Consider the following 17,505-nt stretch of genomic DNA (forward strand, 5'->3'; position numbering starts at 1 on the left):
GCAGTGTAGCGCAGTCCGGTAGCGCGCCTGCTTTGGGAGCAGGATGTCAGGAGTTCGAATCCCCTCACCCCGACCATTTTCCGGGTCGTTAGCTCAGTTGGTAGAGCAGTTGGCTTTTAACCAATTGGTCGTAGGTTCGAATCCTACACGACCCACCATGTAAAAAGGGCATCTCAAGCGAGATGCCCTTTTTCTTTAAGTATCACGGGGTGTAGCGCAGTCCGGTAGCGCGCCTGCTTTGGGAGCAGGATGTCAGGAGTTCGAATCCCCTCACCCCGACCATTTCCGGGTCGTTAGCTCAGTTGGTAGAGCAGTTGGCTTTTAACCAATTGGTCGTAGGTTCGAATCCTACACGACCCACCATGNGGTCGTTAGCTCAGTTGGTAGAGCAGTTGGCTTTTAACCAATTGGTCGTAGGTTCGAATCCTACACGACCCACCATGAAAAAAGGGCATCTCGCATGAGATGCCCTTTTTTTTGCCTCGAATTTAAAATGCGCTCTTGGGGCCCATACAGTCCGCTGTGGGAGCGGGTTCACCCGCGAATGCGTCAGCAAATTCACCATCGCATTCGCGGGTAAACCCACTCCCACAGGGCATGCTGGTGCCTGTCAGTGCAGTTTCAGGCGCGGCTCGGTGCCCCGGCCAATCTTGCTACCCAGCATCATCAACGCCGTACGGAAGAACCCGTAAAGCGCCATCTGGTGCATCCGGTACAGCGACACATAGAACATCCGCGCCAGCCAGCCCTCCAGCTTCACGCTGCCCATCAGGTTACCCATCAGGTTGCCCACCGCCGAGAAGCGCGACAGCGACACCAGCGAACCGTAGTCCTTGTACTCATAGGTCGGCAGCGCCTTGTTCTCCAGGCGCGCCTTCAAACTCTGCGCCAGCATCGAAGCTTGCTGGTGCGCCGCCTGGGCACGTGGCGGCACGTTGCGGTCGCTACCCGGTTGCGGGCAGGCGGCGCAGTCACCGAAGGCAAAGATATTGTCGTCGCGGGTGGTTTGCAGGGTAGGGCGCACCACCAGCTGGTTGATGCGGTTGCTTTCCAGGCCATCGATGTCCTTGAGGAAGCCCGGTGCACGGATACCCGCCGCCCACACCTTCAGGCTGGCCTGGATCACTTCACCGTCTTTGGTTTTCAGGCCATCCTCGGTCACTTCACTGACGGCGGCATTGGTCATCACCTTCACCCCGAGTTTCTCCAGGGTCTTGTGCACCGGCACGCTGATGCGCTCTGGCAGTGCTGGCAATACACGTGGGCCCGCCTCGATGATGGTGATGTGCATGTCCTTGGGCTGGATGCGGTCCAGGCCATAGGCCGCCAGTTCGTGGGCTGCGTGGTGCAGCTCGGCTGCCAGTTCTACACCGGTGGCACCGGCGCCGACGATGGCCACGCTGATTTTCTCGCTCGCCACATCACCGGCATGGGCACGCAGGTAGTGGTTGAGCAACTGATGGTGGAAACGCTCGGCCTGCTTGCGGGTGTCGAGGAACAGGCAGTGCTGCGCTGCACCCAGGGTGCCGAAGTCGTTGGTGTTGGAACCCACGGCAATGACCAGGGTGTCGTAGCCCAGGGTGCGCGCAGGCAGCAGCTCGCGGCCCTCTTCGTCGAGGGTGGCGGCCAGTTGAATCTGTTTGCCTTCGCGGTCCAGGCCGCTCATGCGCCCCAGCTGGAAGTTGAAGTGGTTCCACTTGGCCTGGGCCACGTAGTTCAGTTCGTCTTCCGAGGAGTTCAGCGAGCCGGCGGCCACTTCGTGCAGCAGCGGTTTCCAGATGTGCGTGAGGTTGGCGTCGACCAGGGTGATCTCGGCCTGTTTGCGCTTGCCCAGGCTTTTACCCAGGCGGGTCGCCAGTTCCAGGCCGCCGGCGCCGCCGCCGACAATCACGATGCGATGAGTCATGGGGATATCTCATAAGGTTTACGGAATTCATGGCCCCAAGGGCCGGCCGCAAACTGCACGAGGGCAGGGCGAGCGCGAAGCAGCTCATAGCACCAGTCCACTGAGCAGGCGGCTGATGAGACCCAACCCGATGGTCACGGCCACCACCAGCGCAAGGAGCAGCCACGGCCTGAAGGGCCTGCGCTCGACTTGGTGCTGGGGGGCTCGCAGATACTCATCGACACGACGCTGATCTTCCGGATTCAGGCGGCTGGTCATGGTGGGGCCTCGTCAGGTAGACGTTTGTGACTGCGTAAACGCTACAGCGTTCACGCAAGCGCTTGAAACAAATGATAATGCTTTCTATCCCTGGCGCCGAGTGTACGCCATCGCAAACACTCGCTGCACTGGATCAAAGACTGATGCCTACATCGAAGACGATGCTGCGGCCCAGGTTGCCGCGCAGGAAATCCGGCGCGTCGGGGTGGGCGAACAGCACCCGGGCGAACGTCGGCCCGACCAGCGACAGCGAACGCCAGCCCTGGCGCAGGTATTCGGTGGGCGGCGGGAAGTGGGTGTTGAGGTCGAGCACTTCGCGCTTGAGGCTGGCAAAGGCAATGATGTCCAGCTCGTTCAGCTCCAGCCCGCGTTCCCGGTAGTTGTGCGCCTTCTTGCGCAAGGTCGGCGCCAGGCGCCCCAGCAGTTCGGTGGCACTGATGCGCCGCGGGCGCGCTTCACGGCGCACCAGCTGCGCCAGGGAAAACGCACTGCGCCGGCGCTGCAGTTCTTCGCGCCATTCATCGTTGAGCCGGCGGCCCTCGTCGAGCACGAAAAACACCTCGAAGGCCGCGTCGCGGAACAGTACGTCTGGCGGTTCTTGCCCCGCCGGGGTGAAGTCCTCGCTGCGGTAGGGGATGTTCAGCCCCTGCAACAGGCGTTGGCACACCCAACGCTCCCGCTCCCACTTGCGGGCGTTGGAGAGAAAGGCATTGGCTTGTTCGGCCTGGATGGTAAGCAGGCGCAGGTAGTCGGAGTCATCCATGCAGACAAGCTTAGCCGCTAATCGATGACGATAAGATGCTGTTTGTGCGCAGGAATCAGCCCAGTACCGGCCACTGCTGCACCACCCCAAGCAGATGCACCAGGCCAAACCCCAGGCAGATCAGCGAACTGACCACGATGAAACGCCGCGAACGCCCGGTGCCTGCCAGCAATATGGGCCCCAGCAGGCCACGCACCAGGTACACCAGGGTGATCAGGCAGATGGCCGGCAGCAGCACGGGCAGCCGCCCGATGGCCCCGGCAGCCGACAGCGCATAGGCCGACCAGGCCAGCAGTACGCAGGCGATGGCGGCAGTGATCAGCCCCGGGTACCAGCGGCCATTTTCGGCGGCCACGGCCATGCGCTCGCCGGCCCCGAACAAACGGTACCAGCGCGGCCCGACGGCGATGATGGCCAGGTGAAGCAGGCCGATGATGGCGTTGAGTGCTGCAGCCAGCAGCAGGGCGAGGTTGAGTCCTTCCAGCATGAGCAATGCTTCCTGCATCGAATGAAGGCGTCAGCCTACCGCAGCCGAATGAAACGGAGAATGGGTGTAGACTCGGTTTTATCCACATGGCAGCAAGGGGTATTCGGCAGGTGATCAGCGCGCAGGTGTTGTCCGGCACCACCCTTACGTTTGGCTGGCTGGGTTATGTGCCATTGCTGGTCTGGGCAATCAGCCGGGTTGGCTGGGTTGAGCTGTTCACTGACCGGCGCCGCCAGCATCTGCTGTTTGGCACGGTGTTCTGCCTGTTTGCGCTGTGGTTGGTGCGGCGCGATTTCGATACCGGGGTGTCGTACCACTTCATTGGCATGACGGCGGTCACGCTGTTGCTGGACTGGCCACTGGCGGTGCTGGGTGGGTTCATGGCCCAGCTCGGCTTGCTGGTGCTGGGGCGCCAGGACCTGGCGGCGCTGGGGTTGAATGGCGTGTTGCTGGTTGGCCTGCCGGTGCTGATAGCCGAGGTGTGCGCGATAGGGGTCGAGCGCGCCCAGCCGCGGAACCTGTTTGTGTATATCTTCTGTGCAGGGTTCTTCCCGGCGGCACTGACGGTGCTGGCCTGCCTGTCGGCCGGCCTGGGGCTGTTGTGGCTGGACGGGCGCTTCGCCATGCCGGAGTGGCTCAGCGATTTTGTCGGCTACCTGTGGCTGATGATGTTTCCCGAAGCGTTCATCAACGGCACGGTAATCAGCGCGCTGGTGGTGTTTTGCCCGGAGTGGCTGGAGACCTTCAACCACACCCGGTATCTGCAGGCGCCGTGGAAGGAGGATGAGCGGTGATTTTGTGGGGGTTGTACTGGCCCTTTCGCGGGTGAACCCGCTCCCACAGGGACCTCACGGTTTTCAAGGCTGGTGCAGTACCTGTGGGAGCGGGTTTACCCGCGAAAGGGCCCGGAAGGACACCCTGCTATCAGCTCAATGCCGTGGCTCCAGGTCCCCCGAATACAGTTCATCCTCGGAGTCTTCCGCCCCCGGAATCTTGTGCTCCTCCGCCGCCCAGGCCCCCAGGTCGATCAGTTTGCAACGGTCCGAACAGAACGGCCGGAACGGGCTTTTCTCGTTCCATTCCACAGGTGCGCCACAGGTCGGGCAATCGACGGTCAATGGCTGGCTCATGGCTGGCCTCCTCGTAAAGTCAGGTAAAAGTGGTGCAGGCGGTCAATCTGCTCATGCAGCGCGGCCAGGTCGCCGTCATTGACCACCACATCATCGGCATGGCGCAGGCGCTCCTCACGGGCCAGCTGGGCCTTGAGAATGGCCTGCACCTGTTCGGCGCTGGTGTTGTCACGCGCCAGGGTACGCGCCACCTGCAGCTCCTGCGGCGCATCGATCACCAGCACCCGCTGGGTTTTCTGGTATTGCCCCGACTCGATCAACAGCGGTGACACATACACCGCATAGGGCGACTGCGCCTTGGCCAGGTAGCTGAATATTTCCTGCCCGATCAGCGGGTGCAGCAATTGCTCCAGCCATTTGCGCTGCGCCGGGTCGGCGAAGATCAGCTGGCGCAGGACGGCACGATCGAGTTGGCCGTCCGCCTGCAGCACGCCAGCGCCGAAGCGCTCGACGATGCTGGCCAGGGCCGGGCGGCCAGGCTCGACAACCCAGCGCGCAGCCTGGTCGGCATCGACCAGATGCACACCAAGCTCGACGAAACGCTCGGCAGCGGCGCTCTTGCCGCTACCAATGCCGCCGGTCAGGCCGAGAATCCAGGGGGTAAAGGCCGCAGTGGTCATCAGAATCCAGGCAGTTGTGTATATGAAGCGTATATTTCATCACCCCAGAGCACGGCAATCCACCCCGCAATCGCCAGATAAGGGCCGAACGGGATCGCCGTGCCCATGGCATGCCGGCGCAGACGCAGCAGGCACAGCCCAGCCAGCGCCCCGACCACCGACGACAGCAGCAGGGTCAACGGCAACACCTGCCAGCCACCCCAGGCCCCGATCAGCGCCATCAGTTTGAAATCGCCATAGCCCATGCCTTCCTTGCCGGTAACCAGCTTGAACAGCCAGTACACCGTCCACAGGCTGAGGTAGCCGGCCACGGCGCCCCACAGCGCACTGCTCAGCGGGAGGTAGAGGCCGAAGGCGTTGACGATCAGCCCCAGCCACAGCATCGGTAGCACCAGCACATCCGGCAGCAACTGGTGCTCGGCATCGATCAGGCTCAGGGCCAGCAGGCACCAGGTCAGCGGCAATGCCAGCAAGGCCTCGGGCGACGCGCCAAAACGCCAGGCCACCACCAGCGACAGCAACGCGCTGGCCACCTCCACCAACGGGTAGCGCGGGCTGATACGGGTTTTGCAGGCTGAACAACGCCCGCGCAAGGCCAGGTAGCTGATGACCGGAATGTTTTCCCATGCGCGAATCCGATGCGCGCAATGCGGGCAGCGCGAGGCGGGTAGCCACAGGTCGAAACGCTCGTGTGGCGTGATCGGCAATTCCAGCATTTCCTGCGCTTCACGCTGCCATTGTCGCTCCAGCATGATCGGCAGGCGGTACACCAGCACATTGAGAAAACTGCCCACCAGCAGGCCGAGCACGCCGGCCAGGGTGAGGAAGTACGCCGGCTGCTCAGCCAGTAAAGTCCATAAAGTCATGTTCAGATCAAGCTACCCAGCTGGAAGATCGGCAGGTACATCGCCACCACCAGGCCACCCACCAGCAGGCCCAGGACCAGCACGATGGCCGGCTCCAGCAGGCTGGTCAACTGGTCCAGCGCCTGGCTGACCTGTTCCTCGTAATGGCTGGCGGCTTTTTCCAGCATCTGGTCCAGCGTGCCGCTGGATTCCCCAATGGCCGTCAGTTGCACCAGCAGCGGTGGAAACAGCGGCTCGGCGGCCATCGCCTGGTGCAGCCCCTGCCCATTGGCCATGCCCTGGCGCAACCGCAACACCGCCTGCTCATGCAAGTCGCCGCCACTGACCCTGGCCACCGTGCCCAGCGCATCCAGCAACGGCACCCCGGCGGCGTAGGAGGTTGCCAGGCTGCGCGCAAACCGCGCCAGCGCCGCCTGCCCCAGCAGCTTGCCGAACACCGGCAGGCCCAGCACCCGGCGAGATATCCACAGGCGCGCTGGCGCGTGCTGCCGGTAGAGCTGGCGCATGGCAAAACCGAGTACCACGCCCATTACCAGCAACAGTGGCGCAAAGCGGCTCAGCCCTGTGGACAAGTCGATCACCCATTGGGTAAATGCCGGCAACGCCGCGCCCATGCCAGAGAACATGCTCTCGAATTTCGGAATCACCTCCAGCAACAAGATCGCCGACACCCCCAGCCCGGTCAGCAACAGCAGCAGCGGGTAGATCATCGCCTTGCGCACCTTCCTGTGCAGCACCCGACGCTGCTCCAGCATGCCCGCCAACTGTTCCAGCTGCCGGTCGAGCGTGCCGGACTGCTCACCCACCCGCACCAGGTTGCAGTACAACGCATCGAACCAGCCCGGGTGGCGCTGCAACGCGTCCGCCAGCCCCAGGCCCGAGGCTACATCCTGTTTCAATCTATCCAGCAACGCCGCCTGTGCCGCATCGCAGCCACTGCGTCCCATCACCTCGAACGCCTGCAACAGCGGCACCCCGGCCTTGAGCAAGGTCGCCAGCTGCCGGCTGAACCCCGCCGGGTCGGCCTTTTCCCGCCGCTTCGGCAAACCGAGCGTCAGCCCGCTGGCAGGCCGCAAGCTGGCTACCGTGATGCCCTGGCGGATCAGCCCGGCGCGCACATAGGCCGGGCTGCGCCCGGGCGTTTGGCCGCTGACCGGCGTGCCGTTGGCGTCGGTGCCGTGCCAGGTGTAGAGGGGTGTGGATAGGGTCATGCAAAGGTCCTTTTTCTGCCCGAGCGACAAGCCTGGATACAGCTTGCCGCGTCCATGAAGGGGCGCGTGTCCGTGATGCTCACTAGAGTAGTTCAGCGAAGATGACGCCCAAGCGGGCAGGGGTGACAAAAGGTGTCTGTTCAGGCCTACTGCGCCGCTGCCAGCCGGGGTCGAGCCTGACCTCAACGAGTACGCGTATCAAAAAGGAAAACGTTCATGAAAGGGCAACGCGGTATCACCCTGATCGAACTGATGATCGTCGTCGCGATCATCGGCATTCTGGCGACCATCGCCTTACCGATGTACACCAACCACCAGTCCCGCTCGAAGGCTGCTGCCGGGTTGCTGGAGATCAGCGCGCTGAAGACGGCGATGGACCTGCGCCTGAATGATGGCAAGGACGTGGCGGATGTGGCCGCGCTGGGGGGCCAGCCGGCGACTGCGCACTGTGCGATCACGGCTAGTGGCAAGGCGGCGGATGGCACCGGGAGCATCGTTTGTACGCTGGTGGATGCGCCGGCCACTGTGCTCGGTAAGGCACTGACCCTGACGCGGTCGGCTAGCGGTTGGGCGTGCACCACCGACATTGAAGCAGACCTGGCGCCGAAGGGCTGCAAGGCGCCTTGAGGGTAGGGCAATAAGTCAGGGGAAACAGGGGTTTGCGTAACGGGTGCGAGCAGTGGTACGTTGCGCTACACGCCGGTGTAGCTCAGTCGGTAGAGCAGCGCACTCGTAACGCGAAGGTCGCAGGTTCGATTCCTGTCTCCGGCACCACATCCAGCTCCACTGCATTCCGCTGAATGCTTTGGAAGCCCTCTAAACCGGCCTTCGGGCCGGTTTTTCGTTTCCACGACCCTCCGTCGGGAACCAACTAAATCCCCAATAACCGGGGGTATTTTTGGGGTACAGCGTCTTTCCTGAATGGAACGTACCCCTATGCCACGTCTAGCCGTTCCGCTCAGCGACCTCAAATGCCGCACGGCCAAACCGCGTGATCGAGCCTACAAACTGTTCGACGGCGGGGGTATGTACCTTTACGTCACGCCCTGTGGCTCGAAGACTTGGCGGCTGCGGTATTTCAAACCCAACGGCAAGGAAGGCACGCTGATCATCGGCAAGTACCCCATCGTTTCGTTGGCCGTCGCGAGGAGCAAGCGCGATGAGGCTAAGGCTCTGTTGCTCGATAACCTTGATCCGATGGAAGAAAAGCAGAAGGCCAAGATCGCAGCTCAGCGGGCGAGTCTTCTGTTTGAAACCGTCGCCCTAGAGTGGCACGTCGAAATGTCCCGGCGCTGGACCGAGGGCCACGCCAAGACGGTGCTGAGCAGGTTGCGCACCCATGTGTTTCCACTGATTGGCCAGCGGCCTATCGCTGAGCTCGACACCCATGATCTCCTTGAGGTCACCCAGCGGATCAAGGATCGTGGCACCATGGATGTAGCGCTGCGTGTGCAGAACTATTTCTCCACGATCATGCGGGGTGCGAAGCGGGCGCGGCAGATCACTCAAAATCCGGCACTTGATCTGGCCGGCTCGATTCAAGCGCCTCGCACCGTGCACCGTCCTGCACTTTCGCTAAACCGCCTTCCTGAACTGTTGGATCGAATCGACAACTACACCGGTCGCGAATTGACCCGGCTCGCAGTGCTGCTGACGCTGCATGTGTTCGTGCGGTCCAGTGAATTGCGCTTCGCCCGGTGGGATGAATTCGACCTGCAACGGGCGATGTGGGAGATCCCCGATACCCGTAAGCCGATTGAAGGCGTTCGTTACTCCACGCGCGGGACCAAGATGAGTGGGGACATTCAGATAGTGCCGCTGTCGCCACAAGTCATCGAGATCCTTGAGCGGCTGCGCAGCTTGAATCGCTTCTCTGAACTGGTTTTGCCTGGTGACCACAGGTATTGGAAACCCTTGTCGGAAAATACGGTTAACCAGGTGCTGCGCAATATGGGGTACGACACCACCAAGGACGTGTGCGGTCATGGTTTCAGGACCATGGCTTGTAGTGCCTTGCTCGAATCAGGACTGTGGACGGACGCGGCGATTGAGCGGCAGATGAGCCATCAGGAGCGTAACCGCGTGCGCGCTGCATACATCCACAAGGCCCAATTTCTGGAGCAGCGTCGGTTGATCATGGCTTGGTGGAGTAATTACATCGATGCCAACAGATCGGCCCATGTTACTCCGCATGATTTTGCCCATCCGGTAGGCGACAGCGTCACAGCCTTGCCAAATGGTCATGGCGCATTCAATCGCGGGTGAGCCTGCGAGATCGGCGCGGGCTGCTCTTCTACACGGGTCCATCCAAACAGGGCTGCAAAGCCGCCCTGTTTGGATGGACCTCACTTTGAAGAGCTAAAAGCCACGAGTTTGTCCAGGATTTACCGCGGAATTCCACCGGTGGATAACCGCTATTCACGTCCCCAAGAGCGCTGCATTTCGGCCCTTGACCGGGTTTATCCACAGGCGTAGAAATGGCCGTGCAAAGGCTGTCGATGACAGCACCCCAGGTGACCCGAACCTTGAAGGTCACGCCGCTCCTGCGGTGGTTCTCCCCAAGGGCGACTCGCATCCGGCAGCTCGCCCGGTCACCTCCCCGGTGATGGATGCCAACTACATTTCATGGCCCTCGTGCGCCAGACGACACTTCCTATTGCGCTGCCCTGCAGCAATCTATCCGCTTGGCCGAATATTGCGCCAACCTGTGCCCGTCTCTTTCTGTGGAAAGAGACGGGCACGTCTACCACTGCTGCAGCACTGATCGCATATGGCTTTGCGGCAATTCCCCTCGTGACAATCGGCGTGACAAACGCCGATGTCACCAGCAACAGCGCTGTAGATGATGGTGCCGCAGACCAAGGAATGGACTGCACCTGACTGACAGTCAGGCATGCCCCGGTCATCGCATTGCTGCTTGCATATGACTCTGGATCTTCAGGCGCTGGTCTCGTCAGCCTGTGCTGCCTCCACCCGCCCACCGGTAACGGTGTTCAGGAGGCCAGATCATGAGATGCCCTTGCTCCCGGTTGTAAGGAGCCGCCAGTCCCGCGTAGTGGACATTCCCCACAGGTCGCAGGGGCCTTGATCCCTGATAACACTCAACATTCTTGGCGGGATGACGTGGGGCGAGGACTGGAGAGCAAGGGATGAGGTAACCGACATGGCACTGGTGGGTAGACGCGATGGCCGTAATTTCGGCTACGGCAGGCAATTGAGTTACGCAGGACCTCAGGCACTGAAAGACATGTTCGGCGGTGGCCACTACGGCACGGTCAAGGCGCACAGTGATCGGTGGCAGGCATTCGTGAAGTGGTGCCGCTCAGTGCAGGGTCCCGGCATCAATGATGCGCGACAGATTGATCGCAAGGTGCTGGCCGACTATGCGGCGTATCTGCGTGACGTGGTTAGGCGCGGTAACCTCGCCGTCAGCACCGCACAAAACCGGCTATCCAGCGTTAACAGGACCATGGCGGCGCTTCGCGGTGATCAGTGCGTGACAGTGCCCAGTCCGAGCAAGGCGTTGGGAATGCAGCGCACTGGAGTTCGACTGTCGGTGCCGCAAGGCCAAGACCGCGAACAGGTTAAGCAGATCGTCGATGCGCTATGCCGTCATCATCACCCACGCGCTGCCGCGATCGTTCTATTGGCGCGAGCCACCGGCATGCGCTTGCGTGAGGCCATCTTGGCTGACCTGCCACGGCTAAGCCGCGAGGCTAACGACCTAGGCATGATCAACATCCAGGACGGCACGAAAGGCGGTCGCTCCGGCGCCTCGGCATCCCGTTGGATTGCGGTGGATGGCCAGATTAGCGATGCGCTTGGGTTTGCGCGGCAGGTTTCGCCGGCTGGTAGCCGCAACCTGATTGCGCCAAACGAAAGTTACCTGAGTCTTCTGCAAGAAAGCATCCGCCCTGCACGGAACATCCTGCATGTATACAACCTCAAGGGACTCCATGAGCTGCGAGCGGCCTACGCATGTGAGCGCTATGAGCAATTCACCCAACACCGCGCGCCAATCAATGGCGGTCAATGTTGCCAGTTAGACAGGAACCTTGATCGTGAGGCTCGGAGGCAAATCAGCTATGAATTGGGGCACGGTCGGATCGACGTGGTCGTGGCCTACATCGGAGGACGGACATGAGCAAGCCATCCGATATGGAGTTGTTCTTGGCTGGCGTGCTGACCGGGTCGCACGCGACGCGGCAACGCCATTTACGGCAGGCGAAGCTTATCCACGCTGAGATTACAAAGCGTTGGCAGCGAGAGACACCCTTGGCTTGGCGGAGAAAGCATTTGGCTTGGTTTCTTGAGCGTCACCTAGATCGACGCAGCGAGGCAACGCGGTATTACTATTTGTTGACTGTGCGGCTGCTTTCTCGTCGGTTACAGAAAACATGGAGGTTTGATCTCTGAGCAAGGATGTGATGTTGATGGCCACGACTCGTAGCCATCAATCCAAAGCTGCCAGTCGTGATGGGGCAGTTATCGGCCAGAAGGAGCATCCTCAAACGTCCATTTAGATAGGGTCGATATAGCCGCCAGTTGGCCCAGTCAGTTGCTTGTGCCCTGGTTCGCTGTCGATTTTCTAGCGAGCGCAGAGGTCCGTCACGGGTCTATAGCTGTGGTGGTGGCCATAAGCTATGATTGGGCTTTAGCTGCCAGCGTTCAGCATCGTTTGCCGGCACCGAGCTCAAAATAGCTTGATTTGCCAGGTATCTCAGACACTGACGCTGTGCGGCCAGCACAAATACCACGTGAGGCCGCTACAGTGAAGCTACGGCTCGGTGTATGACGACAGGGACAGTTCAGTGACTCAGGCAATTGAAGAATGTTTTGACGCGCTCTTTGAGCCAATCGTCGATTTGGCCAATGTCCTAAAGGAGGTAAACAGCGACCCTCCACTGCGCCAGCCGCGCCTCCTTTACCTTCGTATGCGAGAGCATGAGCCTCAAGTATATGAGTTTGCGGAGCTTCTATCCGATCACCTGGTCGACTACGCTATTCCTCTTGCGAAACGTCAGCAAGCTAATGCCCAAGGCGCGAACTCCAAGACAGGGGGTAGCACTGCAGCAGCTCTGAGGCTCCGAAGAGAAGCAGTACGCCTTCTCGTAAAGTACAGTGAAGAAAACAAAGGTCGTTACGGAGAAATCGGTGAACTGATTTCCTATGTTGTGGCTGTTCAATATCTTGGAGCTGCTCAAATTGGCGCGAAGATGGCCTTGAAAACATCTTCCGAAATGCCTGTCCATGGTGTGGATGGCCTTCATGCAAGAGCCAACAAAGATGGGAGCGTGACTTTCTTCTTGTTGGAGTCGAAGTTGACGCCAAGCGCCGCAGATGCCTCTCGTGAAATGGTGGATTCGATCTCAAGCTATGAAGCTGATAGAGGGAGAAAGCTCAACGAACTTCGATTAGTAAGTGATTTGTCAAACCTTGAATCGCTTCAGGGCGAGCAGCGTGAAGCAGCAAAATCTTTCTTCAATGTGTATTCCGGTGCAGGGAAGCACCTGAATCGACGAGACATGCACGTTGGAAGCTTGGTCTTCACTGAGAGGGCCTATGAAAATAAAATTAGCCGCGACCCAGAAAAGCCCATATCCATTCATGAAGAGCACTTAGAGGGACTTTATATCGCTAAGCATGCTAGCTTTAAAGCCAATCTTGATCGCCAAGCAGCGGCTAAAGGGCTGGATTTGGGTGGTACGTTTGTATTCTTGATTGCAGTTCCTGATATCAATGAACTGAAGCGAATTTTCGCCGAGATAAACAAATGAATACATTCGCAGATGAAGTGGCGCAGGAAATTCGTCAGGAATCAGCGTTTTGGTCTGATTTGGCCGATTTAAGAGCTGTGGGTATTAGGTCCACTCTATTGTCGGAGGGGCATTCCGTTGATGTTCAAGGCCCTGATCTTAGCGAGGGCACGCTTGCGAGGCTTCTCAGTTCAGCAAGCATTTTCGCGAAGGCACATGACGAGGAAAGTCGGGATCTTGCACAGCAGATTGCAGTATTTGCATCGCTTGTCTCTAAGGCGGATGGAGCTCATCAAGGCGCTGTTCACATTCTCTCAGATCTTGGCAATTTCCCCGGGCTGGCGAAACTTGAGAGCAATGGATGTAATGCGTTGGGGTTGCATGTGCATATGCGAAGCGCGTTGCTAAAGGAAATTAATTCAGTAGAAATGGCTGGGAAGAAAATCCCGCTCACCGAGTTCCAGCTGAATGTATGGAAAAGATTGCAATCAAGCAGTGCTGCCGCTATATCCGCCCCAACCTCGGCAGGAAAGTCATTTGTCGTCCTTGAGCACCTATGTGAGTCGGCACTAAATAAAGAAAAATTTACAGCACTCTACATTGCACCCACGCGAGCATTGCTCACAGAAATTCAGGGGAAGTTGGAGCGGCGGTTGTCTCACCTCGAATCGTTACTTCGGATCACAACGATTCCAGTCCTCGATCCCTTGGCTCGGCCCAAGCAGATCTACGTCCTGACGCAAGAGCGCGCTCAGTTGCTTCTTTCATCAGTAAATCTATCTGGAGTTATTGATCTCGTAATCATCGATGAAGCCCAGGCAATGGGTGACGATTCTCGGGGCATGATTTTGCAAGATGCGCTCGAAAAGATTAGAGAGATGAATCCGTTCGCTCGGTTTCTATTTTTGGCTCCAGGAGCGAGTGGGTTTAAATTAATTGGTGAAAGCGTGGGGTTGTCTGATATAGATATCCAAGAGACTTCGCTTTCTCCAGTAGTCCAAAATCGGATTAGCGTAAGTTTTCCTAGGGAAAATGAGCACGTAATCAAACTAGACCTTGTGACTCCGAGTAAATTGGAGTCAATCGGAAGTTACACGTTTAAGCGAGGGTTTGCTCTGAGCGAAGATGGCAGGCTCGCTGCAGTTGCACTTGAGTTAGGAAGCTCTGGCCGATCGTTAGTGTACGCAACAGGAGCAAAAAACGCCGAGGATTTGAGTGCGCTCATTGCACTCAATAGGTCAAAGAAAAGCGAAAAAGCTTTAGAAGAACTTGCGAAATTTATTGAAGAGCACATTCATAATAGATATTCGCTCGCCCAGTTCGTGCGAAATGGCGTGGCGTTTCATTATGGTAATATGCCCAGCCTACTCCGTGAAGGCATCGAAGGTGCATTCCGAGAAGGTGCGCTGGATTATCTTTGCTGCACTACTACCTTGTTTCAAGGTGTCAATCTTCCTGCACGAAATGTCTTCATCGATACCCCTACGAGGGGCAATAGAGGCGAGGTGCTCGATGAGGCCGATCTGTGGAACTTTGCAGGAAGAGCTGGACGATTAGGAGAGGAAGTCGTCGGCAACGTTTTTTTAGTAAATTATGAGCAGTGGGAAACTCAGCCACTTACCGAGCGAAAACCGTTTAGAATAAAAGTAGCTTTTAAAGAAACTATTGAGACAGAGTTTGATTCAGTTGTTCAGGTCCTAGATGCAGCCGGTCGAGACAAATCGGATGCTGATCGCCTCAATATAGATGAAAGAGTGACGGCGGCGGCAGGTCTAGTTTTATTTCGGTATGCTCAGGGCAACCTTGCGACACTTTTGAACAGGCCTAGCATCGATTTGGGGGTAGATAAAAAAGTTGTGCTTTCATCTGCTGCATCTCAAGCGCTTAGCAAACTAGGTTTACCTGAGTCGGTATTGACTAGCAGTTGGATGATCGATCCGATAGCGCTAGCAAGCTTGCTTGCACGACTACGTCAAGGTGTTAAAAAAGGTGAGTTCTCCAAAATAATTCCGGTAAATCCGTCAACCGATTCTTATGCTGTTTACAATAGCATTATCCGAAGGATGTACAAACATCTCGGTGGTTTGACTCTTAGTGGCGAGGAAGGACGAAAGTCTCGAGGCTTTGTATCACATGTGTGCGTTACTGCTCTGAAATGGATGCGAGGTGAGCCGCTGACGCAGTTAGTCAATGAGTCTGTTAGATTTAAGCTGTCTGAGGCAAGGCTATCTACGAAGAAAAAGCCTGACCAGGTAATCATTGATGCCGCAATCAGGAACATGTTCATACTAGTAGAGCAAACGGTGCGTTTTAAGCTGGTGCAATGGGCTAAAGCGTACGTAGATCTCCTGCGGTTCGCGCTAATTGAAGCTGGGCGCGAAGATATACTACCCGAAGTATACGATTTTTCTCTGGCATTAGAACTGGGGATTTCTACTACAACAGGACGTTCTCTTGTGGAGTTTGGACTATCTCGCATTACTGCATCGGCCGTAGCCGCGATGATAACGGACTCCTCGCTCACCCCAGACCAAGTACGGAATTGGATAAAGAATCAGTCGGAGGCATCTTTCAGTCAAATGTCCGCGATAGTAATTGCAGAGCTCCGTGCAAAATCTCTTCTTTCCGCCAAAGTAGAGGTGGATAGTAATTGACTGACTCACTAGGAAAAATCGGGTAATAGAACGGTTTTTTGGAGCTTTAGGGTGGTTTGTGTATCCTTGGAAAATGAGCATATGCTCATTTTTCCTCGGTGGATGACTGGACCAACCCTACGCCCGAAACGACGACACTAACTTTAGCGGAAGTATCGTGACAGGAAAATAAGCAGTCGGACCGGCAGGTAGTAAGCCACTAAATAGCATAAAAACCTTTTGTGTCCTGTGGGGCCGATTTTTTTGAAGTTTTGCTATTGTGCGGGTGTCAATAATCAGCCGTTGGCGATGAATCGTTTTAGTGAAACTTAGGTATCTAGACTTGGCGAAAATATACTGATAGGTTTACCACTATGGATATTTATATTTGCAGTCGATTTTTTGTTGGGGCACCATCGGGTGTACCTTATCCGCATATTTTACTTGCAAGGGACGGCTGGAATGATTATTCCTACTATACGTTGTTCGGTGTAAGGTTAGTTGTAAGCGAAAGCAATCAGGTAGATCTTGATGAAACAAAGATAATGACTGATGGGCAACTTGAGGGGTTTGAGAATAGGCCCTTTCAACAGTTGCCGTCTGGCTCAATAATTCCCGCGGATCTTGCCGGAATGATTTGTTCTTTAAGTTCAAATAAGAAATACTACGAGCTACTTGCTAGCTTGGACATAAATCTGGCAACTGATGTCTTAACAACACTTAGAGATGCCTCGTTCCTTGCAGATGTGAAAAAGAAATTTCAAGAGCAGCCATGCTTTCAGATATCCCTGCTTAGAGAGTTAGTGGCGCGAGAGCTACTCGATGAAGCGGGTGCTGCTTTCGGCTCGGAGCAGCAGCTAATAAGTGCATTTTCTGCCAAGATAGTTTTAGAGGGAGCAAGTGCACCTCATGAATTTTACTTTGATTTTCACTCTGATCTGGGTGCGCCGCGACGTATACACTCGATTGTTGGCTTGAACGGTGTTGGAAAAACACAAGTCATGGCTCGGCTTGCAATGCTTATGAGTCGCTTTTCAAAGCAGGCGTTAAAGGAAAAAAGATCTGCTCTTCAGGGAGGCGATGTTTTAAATCCAGTTCCTTCGATCTATGGTGTTGTGGCGGTCTCTTTCAGTGCGTTTGATGAGTTTGATCGGCCTACGCAACTTCAAGGTGAAAAGTTTCAATATAGCTACTGCGGCCTGCAAAGTCAGAGAGGGCGACTTAAGAATAAAGAAAATCTCCTGGAAGAAATAAAGGTGACTTTAGCTGGTTTGCCTAGTGATAAGCGGGATCTACTAAAAAAGGTGCTTGGAAATTTAGTTAGAGTTGATGATTTAGAGAATTTCATTGACGCGCCAGAAGAAAATGAAGGGTTGTATGAGCGCCTGAGTGCAGGGCAGCGCCTTGCTATTAACTGTATTTTTCATGTTCTTTCAAAAATTGATCGACGAACATTAGTATTGTTCGATGAGCCTGAGTTGCACTTGCATCCGCAGTTGCTGACAGGCCTTCTTAATGTGCTCAGTGAGATTTTAGAAAGTCACGACTCTTTCGCAATTATTGCAACGCACTCGCCCCTAGTGATTCAACAGCTTCCCATGGAATGTGTTCATGTGCTTCGCCGAGATCGGATGACTCCAATGGTTTTGAAACCTACGTTTCAAACTTTTGGAGAGAGCCTGTCAGAGTTAACTAAATTCGTTTTTTCTTCCACGGAGGCAGATCGCGACTATAGGGCGGTGTTGGATCGAATGTGCGTTGAAGCGAATCATGATGTTGAAGCTGTGCGCGCGATATTTAATAATCAGATGAGTTTAAGTGCGGATATTTATTTGGAGTCTCTAGTGGATAGAAGTGCGGGGTCTAAATGAGGCA

Annotated in this window: 16 protein-coding genes and 4 tRNA genes; 12 read left to right on the top strand and 8 right to left on the bottom strand. The window is 56.6% G+C overall.

Features of this window, described 5'->3' with window-relative positions; translation table 11 throughout:
- Window positions 1–82: 82 nt before the first annotated feature.
- The 3 genes from FQ664_RS03655 (at window position 83) to FQ664_RS03665 (ending at window position 363) form a co-directional block, all read left to right on the top strand.
- Window positions 83–158 (top strand) — tRNA-Lys (locus FQ664_RS03655).
- A 47-nt stretch (window positions 159–205) separates the two neighbouring features.
- Window positions 206–282, top strand: a tRNA-Pro gene (locus FQ664_RS03660).
- A 5-nt stretch (window positions 283–287) separates the two neighbouring features.
- Window positions 288–363 (top strand) — tRNA-Lys (locus tag FQ664_RS03665).
- Between the two features lie 247 nt (window positions 364–610).
- Here FQ664_RS03665 and FQ664_RS03675 read toward each other — a convergent pair.
- The 4 genes from FQ664_RS03675 to FQ664_RS03690 all read right to left on the bottom strand — a co-directional run bounded on the left by FQ664_RS03675 (window position 611) and on the right by FQ664_RS03690 (window position 3,414).
- On the bottom strand, window positions 611–1,906 hold the full coding sequence (locus FQ664_RS03675) for an NAD(P)/FAD-dependent oxidoreductase (protein ID WP_144170446.1): 1,296 nt from the start codon (window positions 1,904–1,906) through the stop codon (window positions 611–613).
- Between the two features lie 84 nt (window positions 1,907–1,990).
- Complete coding sequence (locus FQ664_RS03680; RefSeq protein WP_144170447.1) at window positions 1,991–2,164, bottom strand: DUF3094 domain-containing protein; 174 nt, start codon at window positions 2,162–2,164, stop codon at window positions 1,991–1,993.
- Window positions 2,165–2,297: 133 nt separating this feature from the next.
- Window positions 2,298–2,927 carry a DUF1780 domain-containing protein gene (locus FQ664_RS03685; protein WP_013970766.1) on the bottom strand — a complete coding sequence of 210 codons (630 nt, stop codon included), beginning with the start codon at window positions 2,925–2,927 and terminating at the stop codon, window positions 2,298–2,300.
- A gap of 55 nt (window positions 2,928–2,982) precedes the next feature.
- Window positions 2,983–3,414, bottom strand: a complete 432-nt coding sequence (locus FQ664_RS03690; protein WP_144170448.1) for a hypothetical protein — start codon at window positions 3,412–3,414, stop codon at window positions 2,983–2,985.
- Window positions 3,415–3,500: 86 nt separating this feature from the next.
- Between FQ664_RS03690 and FQ664_RS03695 the strand changes: the two genes are divergently transcribed.
- Window positions 3,501–4,208 (top strand): energy-coupling factor ABC transporter permease, encoded by a 708-nt coding sequence (locus tag FQ664_RS03695; protein WP_144170449.1) that lies wholly within the window; start codon window positions 3,501–3,503, stop codon window positions 4,206–4,208.
- A 135-nt stretch (window positions 4,209–4,343) separates the two neighbouring features.
- On the opposite strand, the gene yacG is transcribed toward FQ664_RS03695, so the two are convergent.
- The 4 genes from yacG to FQ664_RS03715 are packed head-to-tail and all read right to left on the bottom strand — an operon-like array spanning window position 4,344 to window position 7,241.
- Window positions 4,344–4,544 (bottom strand): DNA gyrase inhibitor YacG, encoded by a 201-nt coding sequence (gene yacG / locus FQ664_RS03700; protein WP_046616199.1) that lies wholly within the window; start codon window positions 4,542–4,544, stop codon window positions 4,344–4,346.
- Window positions 4,541–5,164, bottom strand: coding sequence for a dephospho-CoA kinase (gene coaE / locus FQ664_RS03705; protein WP_144170450.1), 624 nt, complete (start codon window positions 5,162–5,164; stop codon window positions 4,541–4,543). Before coaE ends, yacG begins: the two co-directional genes overlap by 4 nt.
- Window positions 5,164–6,030 carry a prepilin peptidase gene (locus FQ664_RS03710; protein ID WP_144170451.1) on the bottom strand — a complete coding sequence of 289 codons (867 nt, stop codon included), beginning with the start codon at window positions 6,028–6,030 and terminating at the stop codon, window positions 5,164–5,166. Before FQ664_RS03710 ends, coaE begins: the two co-directional genes overlap by 1 nt.
- 2 nt (window positions 6,031–6,032) lie before the next feature.
- A complete protein-coding gene (locus FQ664_RS03715; RefSeq protein ID WP_144170452.1) occupies window positions 6,033–7,241 on the bottom strand; it encodes a type II secretion system F family protein in 1,209 nt (402 codons plus the stop codon).
- Window positions 7,242–7,457: 216 nt separating this feature from the next.
- Between FQ664_RS03715 and FQ664_RS03720 the strand changes: the two genes are divergently transcribed.
- From FQ664_RS03720 to FQ664_RS03760, 8 genes are all read left to right on the top strand, one after another.
- Complete coding sequence (locus FQ664_RS03720; protein ID WP_144170453.1) at window positions 7,458–7,868, top strand: pilin; 411 nt, start codon at window positions 7,458–7,460, stop codon at window positions 7,866–7,868.
- A gap of 71 nt (window positions 7,869–7,939) precedes the next feature.
- Window positions 7,940–8,015: transfer RNA gene (locus FQ664_RS03725), tRNA-Thr, on the top strand.
- Window positions 8,016–8,177: 162 nt separating this feature from the next.
- A complete protein-coding gene (locus FQ664_RS03730) occupies window positions 8,178–9,506 on the top strand; it encodes a tyrosine-type recombinase/integrase (RefSeq protein WP_144170454.1) in 1,329 nt (442 codons plus the stop codon).
- 898 nt (window positions 9,507–10,404) lie between these two features.
- The gene (locus FQ664_RS03740; RefSeq protein ID WP_144170455.1) at window positions 10,405–11,385 is read left to right on the top strand and encodes an integrase domain-containing protein; all 981 of its coding nucleotides are present in this window, start codon (window positions 10,405–10,407) and stop codon (window positions 11,383–11,385) included.
- Complete coding sequence (locus FQ664_RS27720) at window positions 11,382–11,657, top strand: hypothetical protein (protein ID WP_144170456.1); 276 nt, start codon at window positions 11,382–11,384, stop codon at window positions 11,655–11,657. The genes FQ664_RS03740 and FQ664_RS27720 overlap by 4 nt, the downstream gene beginning before the upstream one ends.
- A 395-nt stretch (window positions 11,658–12,052) precedes the next feature.
- Window positions 12,053–13,018: a HamA C-terminal domain-containing protein gene (locus FQ664_RS03750; protein WP_144170457.1), complete on the top strand. Its 966-nt coding sequence runs from the start codon at window positions 12,053–12,055 to the stop codon at window positions 13,016–13,018.
- Complete coding sequence (locus FQ664_RS03755; protein ID WP_144170458.1) at window positions 13,015–15,651, top strand: DEAD/DEAH box helicase; 2,637 nt, start codon at window positions 13,015–13,017, stop codon at window positions 15,649–15,651. The genes FQ664_RS03750 and FQ664_RS03755 overlap by 4 nt, the downstream gene beginning before the upstream one ends.
- A gap of 353 nt (window positions 15,652–16,004) precedes the next feature.
- Window positions 16,005–17,501, top strand: coding sequence for an AAA family ATPase (locus FQ664_RS03760; RefSeq protein ID WP_144170459.1), 1,497 nt, complete (start codon window positions 16,005–16,007; stop codon window positions 17,499–17,501).
- Window positions 17,502–17,505: the final 4 nt, after the last annotated feature.

Origin of the sequence: Pseudomonas persica (assembly GCF_900291015.1) — a bacterium.
In the GTDB taxonomy this organism is placed as follows: domain Bacteria; phylum Pseudomonadota; class Gammaproteobacteria; order Pseudomonadales; family Pseudomonadaceae; genus Aquipseudomonas.